General features: G+C 65.1%; 23 protein-coding genes and 1 tRNA gene. 2 read left to right on the top strand and 22 right to left on the bottom strand.

Annotated elements, in window-relative coordinates; translation table 11 throughout:
- Positions 1-5 precede the first annotated feature (5 nt).
- From nuoN to E5P3_RS13710, 22 genes are all read right to left on the bottom strand, one after another.
- Positions 6-1,493 carry an NADH-quinone oxidoreductase subunit NuoN gene (nuoN, locus tag E5P3_RS13815; protein ID WP_162586504.1) on the bottom strand — a complete coding sequence of 496 codons (1,488 nt, stop codon included), beginning with the start codon at positions 1,491-1,493 and terminating at the stop codon, positions 6-8.
- A 25-nt stretch (positions 1,494-1,518) separates the two neighbouring features.
- Complete coding sequence (locus E5P3_RS13810; RefSeq protein WP_162586503.1) at positions 1,519-2,997, bottom strand: NADH-quinone oxidoreductase subunit M; 1,479 nt, start codon at positions 2,995-2,997, stop codon at positions 1,519-1,521.
- Between the two features lie 23 nt (positions 2,998-3,020).
- Positions 3,021-5,054: an NADH-quinone oxidoreductase subunit L gene (nuoL, locus tag E5P3_RS13805; RefSeq protein WP_162586502.1), complete on the bottom strand. Its 2,034-nt coding sequence runs from the start codon at positions 5,052-5,054 to the stop codon at positions 3,021-3,023.
- 10 nt (positions 5,055-5,064) lie between these two features.
- Complete coding sequence (nuoK, locus tag E5P3_RS13800; protein WP_028248920.1) at positions 5,065-5,373, bottom strand: NADH-quinone oxidoreductase subunit NuoK; 309 nt, start codon at positions 5,371-5,373, stop codon at positions 5,065-5,067.
- A complete protein-coding gene (locus E5P3_RS13795) occupies positions 5,370-6,017 on the bottom strand; it encodes an NADH-quinone oxidoreductase subunit J (protein WP_162586501.1) in 648 nt (215 codons plus the stop codon). The genes nuoK and E5P3_RS13795 overlap by 4 nt, the downstream gene beginning before the upstream one ends.
- Positions 6,018-6,057: 40 nt before the next feature.
- Positions 6,058-6,576 carry an NADH-quinone oxidoreductase subunit NuoI gene (gene nuoI, locus E5P3_RS13790; protein ID WP_162586500.1) on the bottom strand — a complete coding sequence of 173 codons (519 nt, stop codon included), beginning with the start codon at positions 6,574-6,576 and terminating at the stop codon, positions 6,058-6,060.
- A gap of 11 nt (positions 6,577-6,587) precedes the next feature.
- Complete coding sequence (gene nuoH / locus E5P3_RS13785; RefSeq protein ID WP_068678772.1) at positions 6,588-7,664, bottom strand: NADH-quinone oxidoreductase subunit NuoH; 1,077 nt, start codon at positions 7,662-7,664, stop codon at positions 6,588-6,590.
- Positions 7,661-9,817, bottom strand: coding sequence for an NADH-quinone oxidoreductase subunit NuoG (nuoG, locus tag E5P3_RS13780; RefSeq protein ID WP_162586499.1), 2,157 nt, complete (start codon positions 9,815-9,817; stop codon positions 7,661-7,663). The genes nuoH and nuoG overlap by 4 nt, the downstream gene beginning before the upstream one ends.
- Positions 9,818-9,832: 15 nt before the next feature.
- Complete coding sequence (gene nuoF / locus E5P3_RS13775) at positions 9,833-11,176, bottom strand: NADH-quinone oxidoreductase subunit NuoF (protein WP_162586498.1); 1,344 nt, start codon at positions 11,174-11,176, stop codon at positions 9,833-9,835.
- The gene (locus E5P3_RS13770) at positions 11,173-11,703 is read right to left on the bottom strand and encodes an NADH-quinone oxidoreductase subunit NuoE family protein (RefSeq protein ID WP_162586497.1); all 531 of its coding nucleotides are present in this window, start codon (positions 11,701-11,703) and stop codon (positions 11,173-11,175) included. Before E5P3_RS13770 ends, nuoF begins: the two co-directional genes overlap by 4 nt.
- Positions 11,704-11,711: 8 nt before the next feature.
- On the bottom strand, positions 11,712-12,965 hold the full coding sequence (locus E5P3_RS13765) for an NADH-quinone oxidoreductase subunit D (RefSeq protein ID WP_162586496.1): 1,254 nt from the start codon (positions 12,963-12,965) through the stop codon (positions 11,712-11,714).
- Between the two features lie 7 nt (positions 12,966-12,972).
- Positions 12,973-13,581 carry an NADH-quinone oxidoreductase subunit C gene (locus tag E5P3_RS13760; RefSeq protein WP_162586495.1) on the bottom strand — a complete coding sequence of 203 codons (609 nt, stop codon included), beginning with the start codon at positions 13,579-13,581 and terminating at the stop codon, positions 12,973-12,975.
- Between the two features lie 13 nt (positions 13,582-13,594).
- Entirely contained in the window at positions 13,595-14,074 is a 480-nt protein-coding gene (locus E5P3_RS13755) for a NuoB/complex I 20 kDa subunit family protein (RefSeq protein WP_021008163.1), read from the bottom strand.
- Positions 14,075-14,086: 12 nt separating this feature from the next.
- On the bottom strand, positions 14,087-14,446 hold the full coding sequence (locus E5P3_RS13750) for an NADH-quinone oxidoreductase subunit A (RefSeq protein ID WP_068678761.1): 360 nt from the start codon (positions 14,444-14,446) through the stop codon (positions 14,087-14,089).
- A 57-nt stretch (positions 14,447-14,503) separates the two neighbouring features.
- Positions 14,504-14,588, bottom strand: a tRNA-Leu gene (locus E5P3_RS13745).
- Positions 14,589-14,746: 158 nt separating this feature from the next.
- Positions 14,747-15,169 carry a preprotein translocase subunit SecG gene (secG, locus tag E5P3_RS13740; RefSeq protein ID WP_162586494.1) on the bottom strand — a complete coding sequence of 141 codons (423 nt, stop codon included), beginning with the start codon at positions 15,167-15,169 and terminating at the stop codon, positions 14,747-14,749.
- A gap of 39 nt (positions 15,170-15,208) precedes the next feature.
- Positions 15,209-15,961, bottom strand: a complete 753-nt coding sequence (gene tpiA, locus E5P3_RS13735; RefSeq protein ID WP_162586493.1) for a triose-phosphate isomerase — start codon at positions 15,959-15,961, stop codon at positions 15,209-15,211.
- Positions 15,962-15,975: 14 nt separating this feature from the next.
- Positions 15,976-16,974: an NAD(P)H-quinone oxidoreductase gene (locus tag E5P3_RS13730; RefSeq protein WP_162586492.1), complete on the bottom strand. Its 999-nt coding sequence runs from the start codon at positions 16,972-16,974 to the stop codon at positions 15,976-15,978.
- Between the two features lie 78 nt (positions 16,975-17,052).
- Positions 17,053-19,353 carry a polyribonucleotide nucleotidyltransferase gene (gene pnp, locus E5P3_RS13725; protein WP_162586491.1) on the bottom strand — a complete coding sequence of 767 codons (2,301 nt, stop codon included), beginning with the start codon at positions 19,351-19,353 and terminating at the stop codon, positions 17,053-17,055.
- Positions 19,354-19,573: 220 nt separating this feature from the next.
- Positions 19,574-19,840 carry a 30S ribosomal protein S15 gene (rpsO, locus tag E5P3_RS13720; RefSeq protein ID WP_007837783.1) on the bottom strand — a complete coding sequence of 89 codons (267 nt, stop codon included), beginning with the start codon at positions 19,838-19,840 and terminating at the stop codon, positions 19,574-19,576.
- A 90-nt stretch (positions 19,841-19,930) separates the two neighbouring features.
- Positions 19,931-21,139, bottom strand: a complete 1,209-nt coding sequence (locus E5P3_RS13715; RefSeq protein WP_269474006.1) for a pyridoxal phosphate-dependent aminotransferase — start codon at positions 21,137-21,139, stop codon at positions 19,931-19,933.
- Positions 21,136-22,290: a branched-chain amino acid ABC transporter substrate-binding protein gene (locus E5P3_RS13710; RefSeq protein WP_443083248.1), complete on the bottom strand. Its 1,155-nt coding sequence runs from the start codon at positions 22,288-22,290 to the stop codon at positions 21,136-21,138. Before E5P3_RS13710 ends, E5P3_RS13715 begins: the two co-directional genes overlap by 4 nt.
- Between E5P3_RS13710 and E5P3_RS35795 the strand changes: the two genes are divergently transcribed.
- Together E5P3_RS35795 and E5P3_RS13705 are read left to right on the top strand one after the other, a co-directional pair.
- On the top strand, positions 22,289-22,489 hold the full coding sequence (locus E5P3_RS35795) for a hypothetical protein (protein ID WP_232073522.1): 201 nt from the start codon (positions 22,289-22,291) through the stop codon (positions 22,487-22,489). The two genes, E5P3_RS13710 and E5P3_RS35795, sit on opposite strands and share 2 nt — an antisense overlap.
- Positions 22,490-22,538: 49 nt before the next feature.
- The gene (locus E5P3_RS13705) at positions 22,539-22,898 is read left to right on the top strand and encodes an Hsp20/alpha crystallin family protein (RefSeq protein ID WP_162586488.1); all 360 of its coding nucleotides are present in this window, start codon (positions 22,539-22,541) and stop codon (positions 22,896-22,898) included.
- The last annotated feature ends 78 nt before the right edge of the window (positions 22,899-22,976 follow it).

Below are 22,976 nucleotides of genomic sequence, written 5' to 3'. Positions count from 1 at the left end.
GGCCCTCAGCCGGCCAGTGTCGCGACAATGGCCTTGGCGCATAGCGCCATCAGGCCGCCGGGCACGATGCCCAGGATCAGGATCAGCGCGCCATTGAGCGCCAGCACGGCGCGCACATCGCGCGGCGCCGACACCGTGCTCGCCGTCACCGGGGCGTCGAAGTACATGACCTTGACCACGCGGATGTAGTAGAACGCGCCGACCAGCGACATCACGACCGCGAACACCGCCAGCGCGATGTACAGGCCCTGGCCCGAGGCGATCAGCGCCTGCAGCACCGCCAGCTTGGCGTAGAAGCCGACCAGCGGCGGGATGCCCGCCAGCGAGAACATGGCGATGGCCATCACGCCGGCATAGAGCGGGCTGCGCTGGTTGAGGCCGGCGAGATCGGTGATCTCCTCGCTCTCGAAGCCCTCGCGCGCCAGCAACAGGATGATGCCGAAGCTCGCCAGCGTGGTCAGCACGTAGGTCACGATGTAGAACATCGCGGCGCTGTACGCGAACTGCGCGTTGTAGGTGCTGTTGTTGACCACGCCCGCAACCATGCCCAGCAGCATGAAGCCCATCTGCGAGATGGTCGAGTAGGCCAGCATGCGCTTGAGGTTGGTCTGCGCGATGGCCGCCAGGTTGCCCACCAGCAGCGAGGCGATGGCCAGCAGCGCGAGCATCTGCTGCCAGTCGATCGCGAGCGGCAGCAGCCCTTCCACCAGCAGGCGGATGATGATGGCGAAGGCTGCGAGTTCGGGCGCGGCGCCGATCATCAGGGTGACGGCCGTGGGAGCGCCCTGGTAGACGTCGGGCACCCACATGTGGAACGGCGCGGCGCCGACCTTGAAGGCCAGGCCGGCCACGATGAACACCAGCCCGAAGACCAGCACCTGATGGTTGACCTTGCGGCTGGCGATGGCCTTGAAGACCTCGGTGGTGTCGAGCGAGCCGGTGGCGCCGTACATCATCGACAGGCCGTAGAGCAGGAAGCCGCTGGCCATGGCCCCGAGGACGAAGTACTTCATCGCGGCCTCGCTGGCCACCGCGTTGTCGCGCCGCAGCGCGACCAGCGCATAACTCGACAGCGTGAGCAGCTCCAGGCCGAGGTAGATCACCAGGAAGTTGCTGCCCGAGATCATCACGAAGATGCCCAGCAGCGAGAACATGCTCAGGGTGAAGAGCTCGCCGCCGCGCAGCATGCCGCGGTCGGCCGCATAGGGCCGGCCGTAGACCAGCGTGACCATCAGCGCCACCGAGGCGAAGCACTTGAGCCAGTTGCCCATCGGGTCGCTCACGACCATGCCGCCGAAGCCGTAGTGGCTGGTGGCGTCGGTGGCCTGCATGCCGGTCAGTACGGCCACCACGGCCAGCGTCAGCAGAGTCAGCACGTAGGTGCGCGTGCGGTGGGTGTCGGTCGTGGACAGGTCGACCAGCGCGATGATGCAGGCCATGACCAGCAGCACCACCTCGGGGTAGATCGTCATCCAGCTGAGTTTGTCAATCATCTCGTTCTCTTGGGGACCTGGCCACTCAGCCTGGAATCTTGGACGTCTGCACGTGGCGCAGCAGTTCGCTCACCGAGGCATTGGTCGCATCGGTGAAGGGCTTGGGATACAGGCCCATCCACAGCACCGCGATCGCGAGCAGGGCAAGCATGAGGAACTCGCGGGCGTTGATGTCGTCCAGCGCCTTGACGTGATCGTTGCCCACCGGGCCCAGGTAGACGCGCTTGTACATCCACAGCGTGTAGGCCGCACCGAAGATCAGCGCCGTTGCCGCGCCCAGGCCCAGCCAGAAGTTGGCTTGCACGGCGCCGATGATCACCATCCATTCGCCGACGAAGCCGGCGGTCGCGGGCAGCCCGCAGTTGGCCATTGCGAACAGCAAGGCGAAGGCCGCGAACTTGGGCATGGTGTTGACCACACCGCCGTAGTCGGCGATCTGGCGCGAGTGCACGCGGTCGTACAGCACCCCGATGCACAGGAACATGGCGCCCGACACGAAGCCGTGCGCGATCATCTGGACGATGCCGCCCGAGATCCCGATCTCGTTGAAGATGAAGAAGCCCAGCGTGACGAAGCCCATGTGGGCCACCGACGAATAAGCCACCAGCTTCTTCATGTCCTGCTGGACCAGCGCCACGAGGCCGACGTAGATCACCGCGACCAGCGACAGCGCGATCATGAGCCAGGCCCACTCGTGCGAGGCATCGGGCGCGATCGGCATCGAGAAGCGCAGGAAGCCATAGGCGCCCAGCTTCAGCATGATCGCCGCCAGAACGGCCGAGCCACCGGTGGGAGCCTCGACGTGGACGTCGGGCAGCCAGGTGTGGACCGGCCACATCGGCACCTTGACCGCGAAGGCCGCGAAGAAGGCGAAGAACAGGAAGGTCTGTTCCCTGGCCGTCAGCGGCAGCTGGTGCCAGCTCAGGATGTCGAAGCTGCCGCCCGAGCGGTTGTACAGGTAGATCAGCGCGACCAGAGTGAGGAGCGAGCCGAGCAGCGTATAGATGAAGAACTTGAAGGCGGCATAGATCTTCTTCGGACCGCCCCAGATGCCGATGATCAGGTACATCGGGATCAGCGTGGCTTCGAAGAAGACGTAGAACAGCACGCCGTCGAGCGCCGAGAAGGTACCGATCATGAGCCCCGAGAGGATGAGGAAGGCGCCCATGTACTGGTTGACGCGCTCGGTGATCACTTCCCACGCCGAGATCACCACGATGACGGTGATGAAGGCCGTCAGCAGCACCAGCCACAGCGACAGGCCGTCGAGACCGACGTGGTAGTGGACATTGAAGCGCTCGATCCAGTTGCTCTTCTCGACGAACTGCATCGCGGCGGTGCCGTTCTGGAAGCGCGTGTAGAGCGGCACGGTGGCCAGGAAGCTCACGATCGAACCGACGAGCGCGATCCAGCGCACGATGCTCGCGTGCTGCTCGCGACCGATGGCCAGCAGCACGGCGCCGAAGACGATCGGCACCCAGATGGCAAGGCTCAACAGACCCATTTTTGTTTTTCTCCAGCGCGCGCTTATCTGTTGAACCAGACGAAATACGTCATGAGGATGAAGATGCCCAGGAGCATCGCGAAAGCGTAGTGATAGATGTAGCCGGACTGCATCCAGCGGACGACGCCGGCAATGCGGCCGATCGCCTTCCAGGAGCCGTCGACGATGGCCCCGTCGATGATCCCCTGGTCGCCGCCCTTCCACAGGCCCATGCCCAGGGCGCGCGTGCCGCGCGCGATGAGGTTCTCGTTGATCCAGTCCATGTAGTACTTGTTCTCCAGCAGCCGGTAGACCGGGCCGAAGGCGCGCTTGATGGCCTCGGGCAGCGCCGGGTTGACGAGGTACATGTACCAGGCCAGCACCACGCCGGCCAGCGCCAGCCAGAACGGCGGTGCGGTCAGGCCATGCAGGGCCATGGCCATCGGGCCGTGGAAGGCCTCGGCCATTTCCTTCATCGCGTGATGCTTGTCGGCGTCGACGAAGATCGCGTCCTTGAAGAACTCGCCATAGAGCATCGGCTCGATGGTCATGTAGCCGATCACGACCGACGGAATGGCCAGCAGCACCAGCGGCAGCCAGACCACCCAGGGCGACTCGTGCGGCTTGGAATGGTCGTCGTGATGGCCGTGGTCGGGCTCCGCGTCGGGCTCGTGGTGGTGCGCATCCGGATTCTGGTCGTAGCGCTCCTTCCCGTGGAAGACGAGGAAGTACATCCGGAACGAATAGAAGGCCGTCACGAACACGCCCGCTAGTACGGCCCAGTAGGCGAAGCTGGCGCCCCAGAGATGGCTCTCGTGCACCGCCTCGATGATGCTGTCCTTCGAGTAGAAGCCCGCGAACAGCGGCGTGCCGATCAGCGCCAGCGAGCCCAGCAGCGACGTGATCCAGGTGATGGGCATGTACTTGCGCACGCCGCCCATCCACCGGATGTCCTGGTTGTGGTGCATGCCGATGATCACCGAGCCAGCGCCCAGGAACAGCAGCGCCTTGAAGAAGGCGTGGGTCATCAGGTGGAACACCGCCACCGAGTACGCCGAGGCGCCCAGCGCGACCGTCATGTAGCCCAGTTGGGAGAGCGTGGAATAGGCCACCACGCGCTTGATGTCGTTTTGGATGATGCCGAGGAAGCCCATGAAGAGCGCGGTGATCGCACCGATCACCAGCACGAAGGACAGGGCCGTGTCGCTCAGCTCGAACAACGGCGACATGCGCGCCACCATGAAGATGCCGGCGGTGACCATGGTCGCCGCGTGGATCAGCGCCGAGATCGGGGTCGGGCCTTCCATCGAGTCGGGCAGCCACACGTGCAGCGGGAACTGGGCGCTCTTGCCCATGGCACCGATGAACAGGCAGATGCAGATCACGGTGATCAGCATCCAGTCAGTGCCGGGGAAGCCCAGCTTGGCCAGTTCATCCGCCTTGGCGAAGGCCTCGCCGTAGTTCAGCGTGCCGGCGTAGGCGGCGATCAGGCCGATGCCGAGGATGAAGCCGAAGTCGCCCACGCGGTTGACCAGGAAGGCCTTGAGGTTGGCGAAGATGGCGCTGGGCTTGTTGTACCAAAAGCCGATCAGCAGGTAGGACACCAGGCCCACGGCTTCCCAGCCGAAGAACAGCTGGAGCATGTTGTTGCTCATCACCAGCATCAGCATGGAGAAGGTGAAGAGCGAGATGTAGGCAAAGAAGCGGTTGTAGCCCTCGTCCTCCTCCATGTAGCCGATGGTGTAGATGTGCACCATCAGCGAGACGAAGGTCACGACGCACATCATCATGGCTGTGAGGCCGTCGACCAGGAAGCCGACTTCCATCTTGATGCCGCCGACGATCATCCATTCGTAGATCGTGGCGTTGAAGCGCGCGCCGTCGACCACGACGCTCTTGAGCGTCATGGCCGAGATGACGAAGGCGATGAACACGCCCAGGATGGTCATCGAGTGCGAGGCGCGGCGGCCGAAGCGGTTGCCGCCGAACTTCGTGCCGAACACGCCGGCGAGCAGCGAGCCGACCAGGGGTGCCAGCGGCACTGCCAGCAGTGCGGATGCGGAGAGTGTTGCGCTCATTTGATTGTCCTTAACCCTTGAGCGCGTTGAGTTCGTCGACGTTGATGTTCGACTTGTTGCGGAACAGCAGCACCAGCAGCGCCAGCCCGATCGCCGATTCTGCCGCGGCGACTGTCAGGATGAAGAACACGAAGATCTGGCCGTGCATGTCGCCCAGGAAGTACGAGAAGGCGACGAAGTTCATGTTGACGGCGAGCAGCATCAGCTCGATGCACATCAAGAGCACGATCAGGTTCTTGCGGTTCAGGAAGATGCCGATCACCGACAGCGCGAAGAGCATCGCGCCGAGCGAGAGAAAGTGTCCGAGCGTGAGGGTCATGCCTTGGTCTCCCCGGCCGCGGGCGCTTCATCGGCCACGGGCTGGGCCGCCTGCGTCACGGGCATCTGCACGATGCGCACGCGGTCGCGTGCCTTCACGCGCACCTGGTCGGAGGGGTTCACGTACTTGCTGTCCTTGCGCGTGCGCAGCGTCAGGGCGATGGCCGCGACGATGGCCACGAGCAGGATGACGGCTGCTATTTCGAGCGGGTAGAGGTATTCGGAATAGAGCAGCTTGCCGAGCTCCAGGGTGTTGGAGGTGTCGGGGCCGGTGGCCATCGGACGGCGCGGCTCGGCGAGGCGGAAGCCGCCCATCAGCACCGCGGCCATCTCCAGCGCAATGAGCGCACCGACGCCCGCGGCGAGCGGGAAATGCTTCCAGAAGCCCTGCCGCAATGCGTCGACGTTGATGTCGAGCATCATCACCACGAACAGGAACAGCACCATCACGGCGCCGACGTAGACCAGCACCAGCGCGATGGCAAGGAACTCGGCACGCAGCAGCAGCCAGATGGCCGACGCCTGGAAGAAGGCCAGCACCAGGTACAGCGCCGCATACACGGGGTTGCGCGAGGTGATGACGCGGAAGGCCGCGAACAGCAGCACCGCGGCGAACAGGTAGAACAGACCGGTCTTGACGTCCATGGATCGGTTTCGTTGTATTTGTTATCGGGCCAAGTCCGCCTCAGCGGTACTTGGCGTCGGCCGCCTTGTTGGCGGCGATTTCTTTTTCGTAGCGGTCGCCCACGGCCAGCAGCATGTCCTTGGTGAAGTACAGGTCGCCGCGCTTCTCGCCGTGGTATTCGAAGATGTGGGTCTCGACGATGGAGTCGACCGGGCAGCTCTCCTCGCAGAAGCCGCAGAAGATGCACTTGGTCAGGTCGATGTCGTAGCGCGTGGTACGGCGCGAGCCGTCGTCGCGCACGTCCGATTCGATGGTGATGGCGAGCGCAGGGCACACGGCTTCGCAGAGCTTGCAGGCAATGCAGCGCTCCTCGCCGTTCTCGTAGCGGCGCAGCGCGTGCAGGCCGCGGAAGCGCGGGCTGAGCGGCGTCTTCTCTTCTGGAAACTGCACCGTGATCTTGCGGCTGAAGGCGTACTTTCCCGTGATGGCCAGGCCCTTGAACAGCTCGACCAGCATGAAGCTGGACAGGAAGTCCTTGAGCGAGAACGGGGCGTTCGTAGTTGCAGTGGTCGCAGCCATGGCGATTCCAGTTATTTCCAGATATTGAACGGGGTCTGCATCCAGGCGCCCACGACCACCAGCCATACCAGCGTGACCGGGATGAAGATCTTCCAGCCCAGACGCATGATCTGGTCATAGCGGAAGCGCGGGAAGGTCGAGCGGACCCACAGGAACATGGTGACCACGACGAAGGTCTTGAGCCCCAGCCAGATCCACCCGGGGATGAAGCCGAGGAAATCGAAGGGAGGCAGCCAGCCGCCGAGGAACAGCACGGCGCACAGGATCGAGACCAGCCACATGTTGGCGTACTCGGCCAGGAAGAACATGGCGAAGCTCATGCCCGAGTACTCGATCATGTGGCCGGCGACGATTTCCGACTCGCCTTCCACCACGTCGAAGGGATGGCGGTTGGTTTCGGCCAGGCCCGAGATGAAGTAGACGACGAAGATCGGCAGCAGCGACAGCCAGTTCCACGACAGGAAGCCGATGCCCATCGAGGCGAAGTGGCCCTTGCCCTGCCCCATCACGATGTCGGTCATGTTGAGGCTGGCGGACACCATGAGCACGACGACGAAGCAGAAGCCCATTGCGATCTCATAGCTCACCATCTGCGCCGAGGCGCGCAGCGCGCCCAGGAAGGCGTACTTGGAATTCGAGGCCCAGCCGGCAATGATCACGCCGTAGACCTCGAGCGAGGTGATGGCCATGACGAAGAGCAGGCCGGCATTGATGTTGGCCAGCGCGACCTCGGGGCCGAAGGGAATCACGGCCCAGGCGGCGAGCGCCGGCATGATGGTCATGATCGGCCCCAGCAGGAACAGGCCCTTGTTGGCGACCGTGGGGAGGATGATTTCCTTGGTCAGCAGCTTGAGCGCATCGGCGATGGGCTGCAGCAAGCCCAACGGACCGATGCGGTTCGGGCCCAGACGGATCTGGGTGAAGCCGATGGCCTTGCGCTCCCACAGCGTGAGGTAGGCCACGGCGCCCATCAACGGCAGCACCACGACCACGATCTTGATCAGCGTCCAGATCACCGGCCAGGCGACGGAGGTCCACCACGGGGCCGCGACCAGGCCGAGGCCGAAGCCATGAAGGGTGTCGATCATGCGAGCACCTCCTGCGCGGCCCCGGCATACGCAGCTCGTGCATCAGCGGTGAGCTGGAGCGACGGTGCACGACGCACGATCGAGTCGAGCTGGTAGATGGAGGCGACCACGGGCGCCGCGGCCGGGGCGGCGCGTTCGCTGCCAGGGCGCACCGCGGTGGCGTTGCTCAGCCTGACGGCCGGCAGCAGCCCCTGGTCCAGGCCGATGTCGGCCTGCACGTCGGCCGCCGACTCGAAGGAGAAGCCCGGCAGGCCCAGCAGGTTGGCCAGCACGCGCAGCACCTTCCAGGCGGGGCGTGTCTCGCCCAGCGGCTTCACCACGGCATGGAAGCCCTGCACGCGGCCCTCGGCGTTGACGAAGCTGCCGGGCGTTTCGCTGAAAGGCGCGATCGGCAGCAGGACGTCGCTGAATTCGAGATTGGCCTTGAAGGGGCTCAAGGTCACGACCATCTGGGCATGCGTGAGCGCGTCGGCTGCCTGGGTGCCGGCCGCCGAGTCGAAGACTGGCTCGGTGTTGAGCAGCAGGACGGCCTTGAGCGCACCCGACAGCATCTCGCCCGCGTTCAGCCCTGCATCCATCGGCAATGCGCCGACGAGTTGGGCGCCGACTGTATTGGCGGCCTCGGTCAGGTAGCCGACGCTGGCGCCAGTCTGGGCACCTATCCAGTTCGCCAGTGCCAGCAGCGCGCCGGCCTCTGCGTGGTGGGCAGCGGCATTGCCGAGCAGGATGGCCTTGCGCTCGCCGCCGAGCAGGGAGGCAGCGATGGCCTTGGCCTGGTCGCCAGCTTCGGCAGAGCGGGCGATCGGGGCGGCGGCACCAGTCGTCGCGGCGATCGCGCCGGCAATCTCGGCGAGCGCGTCGATCCAGTCGTGCGCCGGCACGCGCACGGCGTTTGCGACGGACATGGCCCAGGCCTCATCGTCGGCCAGCAGCTCGGGCGACGTGATCGCGCTCAGCGCTCCGCCCTTGCGCACGGCCTGACGAATGCGCTGCGCGAACAGCGGATGGTCCTTGCGCAGGTTGCTGCCGATCACCAGGACGCGCTGCAGCTGCGACAGCGAGGCGATCGAGGTGCCCAGCCAGCGCACGCCCTCGAAGGCGCGGAACTCGGCATGGCGCAGGCGGTGGTCGATGTTGGCGCTGCCCAGGCCCTGCATGAGCAGCTTGGCCAGGTGCAGTTCTTCCAGCGTGCTGTGCGGGCTCGCCAGCGTACCGATGCTGTGCGCGCCATGATCTGCCTTGATCTGCTTGAGACCGTTTGCCACGTATTCGAGCGCGGTCTGCCAGTCGACCTGCTGCCACTGGCCGCCCTGCTTCAGCATGGGCTGCGTCAGGCGCTCGGGCCCGTTCAGCGCCTCGTAGGAGAAGCGGTCGCGGTCCGCGATCCAGCACTCGTTGACGTCTTCGTTCTCGAGTGGCACCACGCGCATCACGCGGTTGTTCTTGACCTGGACGATCAGGTTGGCACCCGTCGAATCGTGCGGGCTCACCGACTTGCGTCGCGACAGCTCCCAGGTGCGGGCGCTGTAGCGGAAGGGCTTGCTAGTGAGCGCGCCGACCGGGCAGATGTCGATCATGTTGCCCGACAGCTCGGAGTCGACCGAATCCCCGAGGAAGGTCTCGATCTCGGAATGCTCGCCGCGCTGCGTCATGCCGAGCTCCATGACACCGGCCACTTCCTGGCCGAAGCGCACGCAGCGCGTGCAATGGATGCACCGGCTCATCTCTTCCATGCTGATGAGCGGACCCACGTCCTTGTGGAAGACCACGCGCTTCTCTTCCTCGTAGCGCGAGGAGGAGCCGCCGTAGCCCACGGCCAGGTCCTGCAGCTGGCACTCGCCGCCCTGGTCGCAGATGGGGCAGTCGAGCGGATGGTTGATCAGCAGGAATTCCATGACCGACTGCTGGGCCTTGATGGCCTTGTCGCTCTTGGTGCGCACGATCATGCCCTGCGTCACCGGCGTGGCGCAGGCCGGCATGGGCTTCGGCGCCTTTTCGACGTCGACCAGGCACATGCGGCAGTTGGCCGCGATGCTGAGCTTCTTGTGATAGCAGAAGTGCGGGATGTAGGTACCCGCCTTGTCGGCCGCATGCATCACCATGCTGCCTTCGGTCACTTCGACCTTCTTGCCGTCGAGTTCGATTTCAACCATGTCTTGTTTTCTCGCTCAGGCCTTGACCGGTGCCGTGGGCACATACCCGGGAATCAAGGCTTCGAACTCGTGCCGGAAATGCTTGATCATGGCCCGCACCGGCATCGCGGCGGCGTCGCCCAGCGCACAGATGGTGCGCCCCTGGATGTTGTCGGCGACCGAGTTCAGCAGGTCCATGTCGCTCGCCTTGCCATGGCCGTTGTGGATGCGGTCCACCACGCGCCACATCCAGCCCGTGCCCTCGCGGCAGGGGGTGCACTGGCCGCAGGACTCGTGCATGTAGAAGTAGGAGAGACGCTTGAGGGACTCGACCATGGAGCGGCTGTCGTCCATCACGATGACCGCGCCCGAGCCCAGCATGGAGCCGGCCTTGGCGATGGAGTCGTAGTCCATCGTGCACTCCATCATGATCGAGGCCGGCAGCACCGGCGCCGACGAGCCGCCGGGGATCACGGCCTTGAGCTGGCGGCCCTTGCGCACGCCGCCCGCGAGCTCGAGGAGCTTGGAGAAGGGGGTTCCCATCGGCACTTCGTAGTTGCCGGGCAGCTCGACGTCACCACTGACGGAGAAGATCTTGGTGCCGCCGTTGTTCGGCTTGCCGCACTCGAGGTAGGCCGGACCGCCGTTGACGATGATCCAGGGCACCGCCGCGAAGGTCTCGGTATTGTTGATGGTGGTCGGCTTGCCGTAGAGGCCGAAGCTGGCCGGGAACGGCGGCTTGAAGCGCGGCTGGCCCTTCTTGCCTTCGAGGGACTCCAGCAGCGCCGTCTCTTCGCCGCAGATGTAGGCACCGAAGCCGTGCGACGCATGCAGCTGGAAGCTGAAGCTGCTGCCCAGGATGTTGTCGCCCAGGAAGCCGGCCGCCCTCGCCTCTTCCAGCGCTTCTTCGAAACGCTGGTAGGTCTGGAAGATCTCGCCGTGGATGTAGTTGTAGCCCACGGTGATGCCCATCGCGTAAGCGGCGATGGCCATGCCCTCGATCACGATGTGCGGGTTGAACTGCAGGATGTCGCGGTCCTTGCAGGTCCCGGGCTCGCCCTCGTCCGAGTTGCAGACCAGGTACTTCTGCCCGGGAAACTGGCGGGGCATGAAGCTCCACTTCAGACCGGTCGGGAAGCCTGCGCCGCCGCGGCCGCGCAGGCCTGAGGCCTTGACCTCGGCGATCACCTGCTCGGGCGTAAGGCCCTCGCTGAGGATCTTGCGCAGCGCCTTATAGCCGCCGCGCGCTTCGTAGTCCGCCAGGCGCCAGTTCGTGCCATCGAGGCCGGCATAGATCTGGGGCTGGATGTGGCGATCGTGGAAGCAGGTCTGGACGCCGGTCGCCTGGAACTGCGAGAGCACTTGCTCGGGTGTCATCATTGCGCGCCCTCCGCCTTCGCGCCGCGCAGGCCGTCGACCAGCTGGTCGAGCTTTTCGTTGCTCATGAAGCTGCACATGGTGCGGTCGTTGACGAGCATCACGGGCGAATCGGCACAGGCGCCGAGGCACTCGCTCTGCTGCAGGGTGAACATGCCGTCGGCGGTGGTCTCGCCCATCTGGATGCCCAGCTTCTTCTCGAGATGCGCGAGCGCAACCGCGCCGTCGCGCAGCTGGCACGGCAGATTGGTGCAGACATTGAGCTTGAACTTGCCCACCGGCTGCTGGTTGTACATGTTGTAGAAGGTCGTGACCTCGTGCACCGCGATCGGCGCCATGCCGAGGTAGGCGGCGATCTCGCGCTCGCGCTGCACGCTGACGTAGCCCTCGTCCTTCTGCACGATCGTGAGCAAGGCCATCACGGCCGACTGCTTGCCTGCCGGCGGGTACTTGTCGACCTCGCGCGCGAAAAGCGCCAGGGTGGCGTCAGACAGCGGCGCCTGGGTGCTGTGGGTGGTGTCGGAAGTCATTCGTTCGCTCACCTGTCGATCTCGCCGAAGACGATGTCCATGGTGCCGATCACCGCGACCGCATCGGCGATCATGTGGCCGCGCGACATCTCGTCGAGCGCTGCCAGATGCGGGAAGCCGGGCGCACGGATCTTCAGGCGGTAGGGCTTGTTGGCGCCATCACTGACAAGATAGATGCCGAACTCGCCCTTGGGGTGCTCGACGGCCGCATAGGCCTCGCCCTCGGGCACGTGGAAACCTTCGGTGAAGAGCTTGAAATGGTGGATCAGCTCCTCCATGTTCGCCTTCATCGATTCGCGGGCGGGGGCTGCCACCTTGTGGTTGTCGGTGATCACCGGGCCGGGGTTGGTACGCAGCCAGGCCGAACACTGCTGGATGATCCGGTTGGCCTGGCGCATCTCCTCGACGCGCACCAGGTAGCGGTCGTAGCAGTCGCCGGTCTTGCCGACCGGCACGTCGAATTGCATCTTGTCGTAGACGTCGTAGGGCTGCTTCTTGCGCAGATCCCATTCGACGCCGGAGCCGCGCAGCATCGGGCCGGTGAAGCCCAGGTTGAGCGCGCGCTCGGGCGTGACCACGCCGATGCCGACGGTGCGCTGCTTCCAGATGCGGTTGTCGGTGAGCAGCGTCTCGTACTCGTCGACCATCTGGGGGAAGCGCCTGCAGAAGTCGTCGACGAAATCAAGCATCGAACCCTGGCGGTTCTCGTTGAGCTTCTCGATTGCCTTTGCATTCTTGATCTTGCTGACCTTGTATTGCGGCATCGCGTCCGGCAGGTCGCGATAGACGCCGCCCGGGCGGAAGTAGGCCGCGTGCATGCGAGCACCGGACACCGCCTCGTACAGGTCGAACAGGTCCTCGCGCTCGCGGAAGCAGTAGATGAGCATGTTCATCGCACCGCAGTCCAGGCCATGCGCCCCCAGCCACAACAAGTGGTTCAGCAGGCGGGTGATCTCGGCAAACATGACGCGGATGTACTGCGCGCGCAGCGGCACCTCGAGGCCCAGCATCCGCTCGATGGCAAGGCAGTAGGCGTGCTCGTTGCTCATCATCGAGACATAGTCCAGCCGGTCCATGTAGGGCAGCGACTGGATGTAGGTGCGAGTCTCGGCGAGCTTCTCGGTCGCGCGGTGCAGCAGCCCGATGTGGGGATCGGCGCGCTGGATCACCTCGCCGTCGAGCTCGAGCACCAGGCGCAACACGCCGTGCGCCGCGGGGTGCTGGGGTCCGAAGTTGAGCGTGTAGTTCTTGATGTCGGCCATATCGGTTTCAGTGCAATCCGCCGTAGTTGTCTTCGCGAATCACGCGCGGGGTGATCTCGCGCGGCTCGATCGAGACCGGCTGGTAAATCACGCGCTTCTGCTCCGCGTCGTAGCGCATCTCGACGTGGCCGGAGACCGGGAAGTCCTTGCGGAAGGGATGGCCGATGAAGCCGTAGTCGGTCAGGATGCGGCGCAGGTCGTCGTGACCCTCGAAAACGATGCCGTAGAGGTCGAAGGCTTCGCGCTCGAACCAGGTCGCGGCACTCCAGATGCCGGTCAGGGAGTCGACCACCGGCAGGTCCTCGTTGGGCACGAAGACCTTGAGACGCACGCGCTGGTTCAGGCTCACGGACAGCAGATGGGAGACCACGCAGAAGCGCTCGCCTTCCCACTCGCCTTCGCGGTAGTCGGAATAGTCCATGCCGCAGAGATCGATCAGCTGCTCGAACTTGCAGCCGGGTGCATCGCGCAACAGCCGCGCGGCCTCGAGGTAGTCGGCAGCAGGAACCACCGCTGTCACTTCGCCAAGCGCGACGGTCACGCTCTTGGCTTTGTTGCCGAGCGTCTCGGAGATCTGGGCGTGCAGTGCCTCGGGAGAAATCGCAAAGTCGGTCATCGTCTCTCGCTTCTCAGGCTCGCGCGATCGTGTTGGTACGGCGAATCTTCTGCTGCAGCTGGATGATCCCGTACAGCAGCGCCTCTGCGGTGGGCGGGCAGCCCGGCACATAGACGTCGACCGGCACGATGCGATCGCAGCCGCGCACGACCGAGTAGCTGTAGTGGTAGTAGCCGCCGCCGTTGGCGCACGAGCCCATCGAGAGCACCCAGCGCGGCTCGGGCATCTGGTCGTAGACCTTGCGCAGGGCCGGCGCCATCTTGTTGCACAACGTGCCGGCCACGATCATCAGATCGGACTGGCGCGGGCTCGGACGGAACAGCATGCCGAAGCGGTCGATGTCGTAGCGGGCGGCGCCCGCGTGCATCATCTCAACCGCGCAGCAGGCGAGGCCGAAGGTCATCGGCCAGAGCGATCCCGTCTTGGCCCAGTTCACGACCGAGTCATAGGTCGTGGTGACGAAGCCTTCTTTCATGACGCCTTCAATGGCCATCGTGGTTCCTTGTCATTCCCAATCGAGCGCACCCTTTTTCCATTCGTAGACGAAGCCCACGACGAGGATGGCGAGAAAAATCATCATGGCCCAGAAGCCGACCGGACCGATCTGCTTGAGCGCGATCGCCCACGGGAAGAGAAAGGCGATTTCGAGGTCGAAAAGGATGAAGAGAATCGCCACCAGGTAATAGCGCACGTCGAACTTCATGCGCGCGTCTTCGAAGGCCTCGAAGCCGCATTCGTAGGGCGAATTCTTTTGCGCGTCTGGCCGGTTGGGGCCGAGGATGTAACCGAGAACCTGAGGCGCTACGCCGACACCGACACCGACCAGGATGAACAACAGGACGGGGAGGTAGGAATCGAGGTTCATCGGGGTCTTTTACCGCTTAACGCCGGCAGGAAGATGAAGCTTCCTGCCGGCGAGATTTGGTGCCGTCGGCGAGACTCGAACTCGCACAGCTTTCGCCACTACCCCCTCAAGATAGCGTGTCTACCAATTTCACCACGACGGCGGTGTTTGCATGTCCGGATGGCATGAGGAACCTGTGAGGTTTTGGCTTTCCGGACAGCTTTAGAGTTTACCCTGAAACGGGGCCGTTTTCTTTTAGCGACGCACTGAAACGACGAGGAACTTCCAGTCGCGATCACTGCGGTTCCAAAGGGCGCCGGCTTACTTGGTCGGGATCTGTGCAGCGCCCGAAGCCGGCGCGGCCGGTGCAGGTGCACCCGCGGGCGGTGCGACAGGCGCGTTGCCCGAAGGAATCTGTGAGGCCGGTCCCGATGCGGCCGGCGCAGGTGCGGGCGCCGCCGTGCCGATCGCGGCCCGCTCGAGCAGGCTGCCGCCGCCGGTGGGACGCGCATGGCTGAAGTAGGCCAGCAGGAGGGTGCAGGCGAAGAAGACCGCGGCCAGCACACCGGTGGTGCGCGAAAGGAAGTTCGCGCTGCCACTCGCACCGAACAGGCTGCCCGCGCTGCCGCTGCCGAAGGCGGCACCCATGTCGGCGCCCTTGCCGTGCTGGATCAGGATCAGCCCGATCATCGCGAGCGCTGCGAGCATCTGCACGCCCACGAGGATGTTGAGGACCACGTTCATTCGTTCTAACTCCTAAATTCGTTCGCGGCTGCGCAGTGTTCAGCGTGCCGCAGCAATGATCTGCAGAAAGTCGGGGGCCTTGAGCGAAGCGCCGCCGATCAGGCCGCCGTCGATGTCGGGCTGGGCCAGCAGCTCGGCCGCGTTGGCGGCGTTCATGCTGCCGCCGTACAGGATGCGAATGCCCGCCGCATGTTCGTTCGCTGCATGGTGCAGTTGCGCACGCAACAGCGCGTGCACCGACTGCGCCTGCTCGGGCGTCGCGGTCTTGCCCGTGCCGATGGCCCATACCGGCTCGTAGGCCACCACGATCTCGCTGATGCAATGGCCATTGACATGGATGACCGCCGCGAGCTGGCGCTTGACCACCTCCTCGGTATGCCCCGCCTCGCGCTGCGCCAGCGTCTCACCGACGCACACGATGGGCGTGATGCCGTTGGCAAGCGCGGCGGCGGCCTTCGCCGCCACCCCTTCATCCGTCTCGCCATGGTACTGGCGGCGTTCCGAATGACCCACGATTGCGTAGCGCACGCCGAAATCCTTCAGCATCGCGGCGGATTGCTCGCCGGTGAACGCGCCCTGCGGCTGGGCCGACAGGTCCTGCGCGCCGAGTGCGATCGGCGAGCCGGCCAGCAGCGCCTGCATCTGCGCCAGGTAAGGCGCCGGAACGCACACCGCAACCTCGCAGGCCGGCGCGCCTACGCCCTGTAGAAGGGCTTTCGCCAGCACTTCGTTGGCAGCCAGGCTGCCGTTCATCTTCCAATTGCCGGCGATGAGCTTCTTTTTCGTCGTCATGTCTTTGTCGTCGTTCACCAGGTCAGCACGATCTTGCCGATGTGCTGGTTCGATTCCATCAGCACATGGGCCTGGGCGGCGCCGCTGGGCTCGCCCTGCGCCGCAAAGACGCTATGGATCACGGGTTTGACGGCGCCCCGCTCGAGCAGCGGCCACACCTTCTCGCGCAAGGATTTGGCGATCGCGCCCTTGAACGCAACCGGCCGCGGCCGCAGAGTCGAACCGGTGATGGTCAGCCGCCGGCGCAGCACGAGGCCCGCGTTGAATTCGCTCTTGGTGCCGCCCTGCACCGCGATGATCACCAGCCGGCCGTCCTCGGCCAGGCATTCGATCTCACGCGGCACGTAGGCACCCGCCACCATGTCGAGAATCACGTCGACGCCCTTTCCGCCGGTCAGGCGCTTGGCCTCCTCGGCGAAGTCAGCCGTCTTGTAGTTGATCGCATGGTCGGCGCCGAGCTTTCTGCAGGCTTCGCACTTCTCGTCGCTGCCCGCAGTTGCGATCACGGTGGCGCCGAAGGCCTTGCCGAGCTGGATCGCGGTCACGCCGATGCCGCTGGTGCCGCCCTGGATCAGCAGGGTCTCGCCTTTCTGCAGGCGGCCGCGGTCGAACACGTTGCTCCAGACGGTGAAGAAGGTCTCGGGCAGCGAGGCCGCCTCGACATCGCTCCAGCCCTTGGGCACCGGCAGGCACTGGGCCACCGGCGCCACGCAGAGCTCGGCGTAGCCGCCGCCCGCAACCAGCGCACACACGCGGTCGCCGACCGCGAAGCCGGCCTCCTTCATGGCCGCGGCATCGCCCGAAACGATCTCGCCAGCGACCTCGAGGCCGGGAAGATCCGAGGCACCCGGCGGCACCGGATAGTTGCCGGTGCGCTGCAGCACGTCGGGCCGGTTCACGCCGCTGGCGGCCACGCGGATCAGCAGTTCGCCCGCGCCGGTGGCCGGCACAGGCCGCTCGGCCAAGCGCAGCACCTCGGGTGCGCCGAAGGAAGTGATTTCAATGGCTTTCATGCTTTTCTCGGCTGAACGCCCGCCATCGAGGGCGGGCGCAGGATGGAACGACGGCAACAACGTCACCGCCCTCGCCTTTCAAAACTGGCGGTCCCCGCCGGTGGGCTCTTGCGGACGCGAGTCATGCTCGACGGCCACGGCCTGCTCGCCCGCCGGCTCGCCGCTGTCCATACGCGGTGCGCGCTCGCCGCGAGGCGGACGATCGCCGCGCTCACCCCGCTCACCCCGCTCGCGCCGCTCGCCGCGCTCCTCGCGCGGCGGACGCTCGCTGGACTCCATGCCGGCCGGACGCTCGGCCAGCGCCTTCATTGACAGCTTGACGCGACCCTTGTCGTCCGTTTCCAGCACCTTGACCTTCACGATCTGACCTTCGCTGAGGTAGTCGGTCACCTTCTCCACCCGCTCGTGGGCGATCTGGCTGATGTGCAGCAGGCCGTCCTTGCCGGGGAGCAGGTTGACCAGCGCGCCGAAGTCCAGGATCTTGGTGACCGGGCCTTCGTAGATCCTGCCGATCTCGACTTCCGCCGTGATCTGCTCGATGCGCTTCTTGGCCTCCTCGGCCTTGGCCGGATCGGTGGAGGCGATGGTGATGGTGCCGTCCTCGTCGATGTTGATCTGGGTGCCGGTTTCCTCGGTCAGCGCACGGATCACGGAGCCGCCCTTGCCGATCACGTCGCGGATCTTCTCGGGGTTGATCTTCATCGTGAACAGGCGCGGCGCGAAGCTGGACACCTCGGCCTTGGCCTCGCCCATCGCTTCCTGCATCTTGCCCAGGATGTGCATGCGTGCTTCCTTGGCCTGGGCCAGGGCGACCTGCATGATTTCCTTGGTGATGCCCTGGATCTTGATGTCCATTTGCAGCGCGGTGATGCCGTTGGTCGTGCCGGCCACCTTGAAGTCCATGTCGCCCAGGTGATCCTCGTCGCCCAGGATGTCGGTCAGCACCGCAAAGCGGTTGTCTTCCTTGATCAGGCCCATGGCGATGCCGGCCACATGCGCCTTCATCGGCACGCCGGCATCCATCATCGAAAGGCAGCCGCCGCAGACCGAGGCCATCGACGAGGAGCCGTTCGACTCGGTGATCTCGGACACCACGCGGATCGTGTAGGGGAACTCTTCCTTGGTCGGCAGGCAGGCTACGAGGGCGCGCTTTGCGAGGCGGCCATGGCCGACTTCGCGACGCTTGGTCGAGCCCATGCGGCCCACTTCACCGGTGGCGAAGGGAGGCATGTTGTAGTGGAACAGGAAACGGTCCTCGTACTCGCCAGCCAATGCGTCGATGCGCTGCGCGTCACGCTCGGTACCCAGGGTCGTGACGACGAGCGCCTGCGTCTCGCCGCGCGTGAACAGCGCCGAGCCATGGGTGCGGGGCAGCACGCCGTTGCGGATCTCGATGGGGCGCACGGTGCGGGTGTCGCGGCCGTCGATGCGCGGCTCGCCCGATAGGATCTGGCCGCGCACGATCTTCGATTCGATGGCGAACAGCAGGTCGCTGACCTTGCCCGCGTCGAAAGCCTCGCCGCTTTCCTTGAGCGACTCCATCACGCTCGCGTTGGCCTCGCGCAGGGCCTGCGTGCGGGCCTGCTTGCTGCGGATCTGGTAGGCGGCGCGCAGCTTTTCCTCCGCCAGGCCCTTGATCTTGGCGACGAAGGCTTCGTCCTCGGCCGCCGGCTGCCAGTCCCAGACGGGCTTGCCGGCTTCACGCACGAGTTCATGGATCGCGTTGATCGCAACGCCGGCCTGCTCGTGACCGAACACCACGCCGCCGAGCATGATTTCCTCGCTCAGTTGCAGCGCTTCGGACTCGACCATCAGCACGGCCGCTTCGGTGCCGGCCACGACCAGGTCCATCTGCGATTCCTTGCGGGCGGTCTGGCCCGGATTCAGCACGTACTGGCCGTTGACGTAACCCACGCGCGCAGCACCGATCGGGCCGTTGAAGGGAATGCCGGAGATCGAGAGCGCGGCGCTCACGCCGATCATCGCGGCGATGTCGGCATCGACTTCAGGATTGAGCGAGAGCGTGTGGATCACCACATGCACCTCGTTCAGGAAGCCCTCGGGGAACAGCGGACGGATCGGGCGGTCGATCAGGCGCGAGGTCAGGGTTTCCAGTTCGCTCGGCTTGGCTTCGCGCTTGAAGAAGCTGCCGGGGATCTTGCCCGCTGCGTAGGTCTTCTCGATGTAGTCGACGGTCAGCGGGAAGAAGTCCTGGCCGGGCTTGGCGGACTTGGAGGCGACCACCGTCGCCAGCACCACGGTGCCCTCGATGTCGACCAGGACAGCGCCGCTGGCCTGGCGGGCGATTTCACCGGTTTCGAGGACAACGGTCTTGTCGCCCCATTGGAAGGTCTTGGTGACTTTGTTGAAGAGGCTCATGTCTAGCTCCTGTTTCTTGTGGGCGGTTCGGCCTGCGGCAATCGCAGGTTCCGCGGGGATGGGGCGCTTTGCAGAACACGATGCCATTCCAGGGAAGCTCGGGGAAAAGCTCCATTGGAATGACACAGCTTCGCTCTGTACGGCACTCCTGATTCGATTCGCGAAGTAAAAAACGCCTGAGCTAGCGGACTAACCCAGGCGTTCCTTCATGCGAATCAGCTTACTTGCGCAGACCCAGCTTGGCGATCAGCGCGGTGTAACGGTCGGCGTCCTTGGACTTCAGATAGTCCAGCAGCTTGCGGCGGCGGCTCACCATGCGAAGCAGGCCGCGGCGACCATGGTGGTCCTTGGCATGCGTCTTGAAGTGCGGGGTGAGTTCGTTGATGCGGGCGGTCAGCAGTGCGACTTGCACTTCAGGGCTGCCGGTGTCGTTGGCGGCGCGGGCGTTGTCCTTGACAACTTCGGCCTTGATGGAGGCTGCGATCATTTGATGAGTTTCCTGTTCCGGGATGTTTGACTTGCGGCGAGCGGTGGAACTGCGCTCGCCGTGCGCCTTGCGGCATGCAAAGCCTTGGGATTATATATCGTCGCCCCGATCAGGCCCGGGCTGTTCCGCGAGCCAGCCCCGCAGCCGCTCCACACCCAGTACCAGGCGCTGCGGATCCTTGGACGCAAAGCACCAACGCAGCCAGCCCTGCGCCTCCGGCGCGAAGGCGTTGCCGGGCGCCAGGCCGAGCCCAGCCTCGGCCACCAGGCGCTTGGCCAGCACCAGCGAATCGTCGAACCCCTCGAGACGGAAGAACGCGTACATGCCCCCGCGCGCCGGCGCGACCTGCACACCGGGGAGCCCGGCCAGCAGGGGCACCAGCGTGTCGCGGCAGGTTTTCAGGTGTGCCACCACGCCCGGCGTGATCTCCGCGCTGTGCGCGAGCGCCGCGATGCCCGCGCGCTGGGTGAACACGCTGGTGCAGGAGGTGTTGAACTCGATCAGCTTGCCCATGCCGTCCACCATCGCCGGCGGCAATACCAGCCAGCCGAGGCGCCAGCCAGTCATGAGGAAGCTCTTCGAGAAGCTGTGGACCACCACCAGCCGGTCATCCGGCGCCGCCACGTCGAGGAAGCTGGGCGCGCATCCGTTGGACGTCGGCTCGTAGTAGAGGCGCTCGTAGACCTCGTCGGCCAGGATCCAGGTGCCCGTCTGCCTGCAATGGTCGAGGATCGCCTGCTGCTCGGCGCGCGTCAGAGTCCAGCCGGTCGGGTTGTTGGGCGCGTTGAGAATCAGCAGCTTGGTCGCGGACGTCACGGCCGCGCGCAGCGCATCCAGGTCCAGCGTCCACTGTCCCTCCCTCGGCACCAGAGGCACACTGCGCAGGCGCGCACCCAGAATCGCGGGCTGCGCCATCAGGTTGGGCCACACCGGCGTGACCGCCACCACCTCGTCCCCGGCGTCGACCAGGGCCTGCACCGCCAGCATCAGGGCGCTCACGCCGCCCGACGTGATGGCAATGCGCCCCGCATCGATGGCCGGATGGAGCCCGCTCATATAGCGTGCGACCGCCTCGCGCAGCTCAGGCAGCCCGAGGTTGTGGGCATAGAAAGTCTCGCCTTGTTGCAGCGACTCGATGGCCGCCCGGCGGATCGGTTCCGGCGTCACCTCGTCGCCTTCGCCGAACCAGAAGGCCAATACGTCGGCACGGCCCATGCCGGCATTGGCGACCTCGCGGATCTTGGAGGCTTCGAGGTTGTGGATGGCTTCGCGCATCTTGGTTCTTTCCTTGCTGTTCAGGGGCGTTGCATCTTGCAACTGGTGGACATCTCGGCGCGCTCGGCAGGAATGGTGCGCACCACGCGGAAGCCGTAGCCGGATCCCTCGACGTCGAACTTCACGCCGGGACTGCCCTGCCGATCCATCACGCCGACCACCAGGGCCTGCTGGAACTGGTGGTCGGCGGCGCGCATGCGGCCACCCTGGCCGGCCAGGCTGACCTCGGCCTTCTCGAGCGCGCGAGCGACCGCCACGATGTCGACACTGCCGGCGCGCTCGATGGCCTGCGCCAGAGCCTCGACGAGCAGTTGCATACGCATGTGCACGTAGTCATCGGCCGGCTTGGGAAAGCGTTCCCGGAACGCACGGTAGAAGCTCTCGGATTCGCGCGTCTGCACATTGGGCAGCCAGTCGGCGACCGCAACCACCCGGCCTATGCCGGCATCGCCGATGGCCGCGGGCGCGCCGAGCGCATTGCCATAGAACGTGTAGAAGCTCCCGTTGAAGCCCGCCTCGCGCGCCGCCTTCACCAGCAGCGTGAGGTCGTTGCCCCAGTTGCCCGTGACCACCGCCTGCGCCCCGCTCGCGAGGATCTTGCTCGCATAGGGCGCGAAGTCCTTCACGCGGCCCATCGGATGCAGTTCCTCGCCGACGATCTGCACGTCCGGCCGCAGTTGGGCGAGCTGGCGTTTCGACTCGCGCAGGACCGATTGGCCGAAGCTGTAGTCCTGACCGATCAGGTAGACGCGCTTGAGCGCGGCATCGTTCTTCATCACGTCCATCAGTGCGGTGACGCGCATGTCGGCGTGAGCGTCGAAGCGAAAGTGCCAGAAGCTGCAGCGCTCGTTGGTGAGCACCGGGTCGACCGCCGAGTAGTTGAGGAAGAGCACGCGGCGGGAGGTATCGCGCTCGTTGTTCTTCTCGATCGCATCCAGCAGCGCCGCCGCCGTGGCCGACGAGTTGCCCTGCAGCACGATGCGCGCGCCGTCGTCGATTGCCGCGCGCAGCGCCGACAGCGCCTCTTCGTTCTGGCCCTTGCTGTCGTACCGGTCCAGCTGCAGGAAGCGCGCGCCGCCCGGCAGCTTGACGCCGCCGCGCGCGTTCACGCGCTCCACGGCCCAGAGCAGGTTGCGGAACACCGCCTCGCCGGTGTTGGCGAAAGGCCCGCTCATGCTTTCGATCAGCGCCAGCCGGATCGGTCCGGCAGGCTGCGCATACGTCGCCGATGCCGCGGCCGCGCATAGCGCCGCAGCCGCAAATTTCAAGGCCGAGCGACGGCAAATAAAGCTGGAAGAACTCATCTTGAAACGCTTGCCCCCGCGCCTAATTGAGGTGGCAAGCGGCACTCTGTTGAAAGGCCGCGCAGTGTAAGGGACACACATTTCCTGTCCCCATTGTGTTCATCCAGGAGTACCACATCATGTTTTTCGCCCCCGTTCTTCGTACCCCCCGCTTTGTGCCGAATGCGTACGACCGCTTCGTGGCCGACACCTTCGTCGCCGCGCGCCGCTCGCTCAACGTCGAGCAGGACGACAAGAGCTGGACGGTGACCCTCGACGTGCCGGGCTTCGCGCGCGAGGACCTCACGATCGGCATTGAAGGTGCGGTGGTCCGCATCGAGAGCAAGGCCGACGCCAAGCGCCAGTTCAAGGCCGCCTACGAGTTGCCGCAGGACATCGATGCCGCTGCCAGCGAGGCCAAACTCGAGAACGGCGTCTTGACCCTGAAGCTCGGCAAGCAAGTCCCGGTCAGCAATGTGACCCAATTGGCGATCCACTGAGCGGGCACAAGGTGTTTCCGAAGCGCTAAAACACAACATTCTCAATGGGCCGGTAACTTTTTGTTGCCGGCCTTTTTC

This window comes from Variovorax sp. RA8 (assembly GCF_901827175.1).
Classification (GTDB): domain Bacteria; phylum Pseudomonadota; class Gammaproteobacteria; order Burkholderiales; family Burkholderiaceae_C; genus Variovorax.
Note: the sequence above shows the minus strand (reverse complement) of the source record. Positions and strands in the feature narration are given on the sequence as shown.

What these genes read in the sequence shown, in the direction of transcription:
- nuoN (WP_162586504.1), bottom strand. Translation starts at nt 1,493, where the DNA reads ATGATTGACAAACTCAGCTGGATGACGATCTACCCCGAGGTGGTGCTG.
- E5P3_RS13810 (WP_162586503.1), bottom strand. Translation starts at nt 2,997, where the DNA reads ATGGGTCTGTTGAGCCTTGCCATCTGGGTGCCGATCGTCTTCGGCGCC.
- nuoL (WP_162586502.1), bottom strand. Translation starts at nt 5,054, where the DNA reads ATGAGCGCAACACTCTCCGCATCCGCACTGCTGGCAGTGCCGCTGGCA.
- nuoK (WP_028248920.1), bottom strand. Translation starts at nt 5,373, where the DNA reads ATGACCCTCACGCTCGGACACTTTCTCTCGCTCGGCGCGATGCTCTTC.
- E5P3_RS13795 (WP_162586501.1), bottom strand. Translation starts at nt 6,017, where the DNA reads ATGGACGTCAAGACCGGTCTGTTCTACCTGTTCGCCGCGGTGCTGCTG.
- nuoI (WP_162586500.1), bottom strand. Translation starts at nt 6,576, where the DNA reads ATGGCTGCGACCACTGCAACTACGAACGCCCCGTTCTCGCTCAAGGAC.
- nuoH (WP_068678772.1), bottom strand. Translation starts at nt 7,664, where the DNA reads ATGATCGACACCCTTCATGGCTTCGGCCTCGGCCTGGTCGCGGCCCCG.
- nuoG (WP_162586499.1), bottom strand. Translation starts at nt 9,817, where the DNA reads ATGGTTGAAATCGAACTCGACGGCAAGAAGGTCGAAGTGACCGAAGGC.
- nuoF (WP_162586498.1), bottom strand. Translation starts at nt 11,176, where the DNA reads ATGATGACACCCGAGCAAGTGCTCTCGCAGTTCCAGGCGACCGGCGTC.
- E5P3_RS13770 (WP_162586497.1), bottom strand. Translation starts at nt 11,703, where the DNA reads ATGACTTCCGACACCACCCACAGCACCCAGGCGCCGCTGTCTGACGCC.
- E5P3_RS13765 (WP_162586496.1), bottom strand. Translation starts at nt 12,965, where the DNA reads ATGGCCGACATCAAGAACTACACGCTCAACTTCGGACCCCAGCACCCC.
- E5P3_RS13760 (WP_162586495.1), bottom strand. Translation starts at nt 13,581, where the DNA reads ATGACCGACTTTGCGATTTCTCCCGAGGCACTGCACGCCCAGATCTCC.
- E5P3_RS13755 (WP_021008163.1), bottom strand. Translation starts at nt 14,074, where the DNA reads ATGGCCATTGAAGGCGTCATGAAAGAAGGCTTCGTCACCACGACCTAT.
- E5P3_RS13750 (WP_068678761.1), bottom strand. Translation starts at nt 14,446, where the DNA reads ATGAACCTCGATTCCTACCTCCCCGTCCTGTTGTTCATCCTGGTCGGT.
- secG (WP_162586494.1), bottom strand. Translation starts at nt 15,169, where the DNA reads ATGAACGTGGTCCTCAACATCCTCGTGGGCGTGCAGATGCTCGCAGCG.
- tpiA (WP_162586493.1), bottom strand. Translation starts at nt 15,961, where the DNA reads ATGACGACGAAAAAGAAGCTCATCGCCGGCAATTGGAAGATGAACGGC.
- E5P3_RS13730 (WP_162586492.1), bottom strand. Translation starts at nt 16,974, where the DNA reads ATGAAAGCCATTGAAATCACTTCCTTCGGCGCACCCGAGGTGCTGCGC.
- pnp (WP_162586491.1), bottom strand. Translation starts at nt 19,353, where the DNA reads ATGAGCCTCTTCAACAAAGTCACCAAGACCTTCCAATGGGGCGACAAG.
- rpsO (WP_007837783.1), bottom strand. Translation starts at nt 19,840, where the DNA reads ATGATCGCAGCCTCCATCAAGGCCGAAGTTGTCAAGGACAACGCCCGC.
- E5P3_RS35795 (WP_232073522.1), top strand. Translation starts at nt 22,289, where the DNA reads ATGCTTTCGATCAGCGCCAGCCGGATCGGTCCGGCAGGCTGCGCATAC.
- E5P3_RS13710 (WP_443083248.1), bottom strand. Translation starts at nt 22,290, where the DNA reads ATGAGCGGGCCTTTCGCCAACACCGGCGAGGCGGTGTTCCGCAACCTG.
- E5P3_RS13705 (WP_162586488.1), top strand. Translation starts at nt 22,539, where the DNA reads ATGTTTTTCGCCCCCGTTCTTCGTACCCCCCGCTTTGTGCCGAATGCG.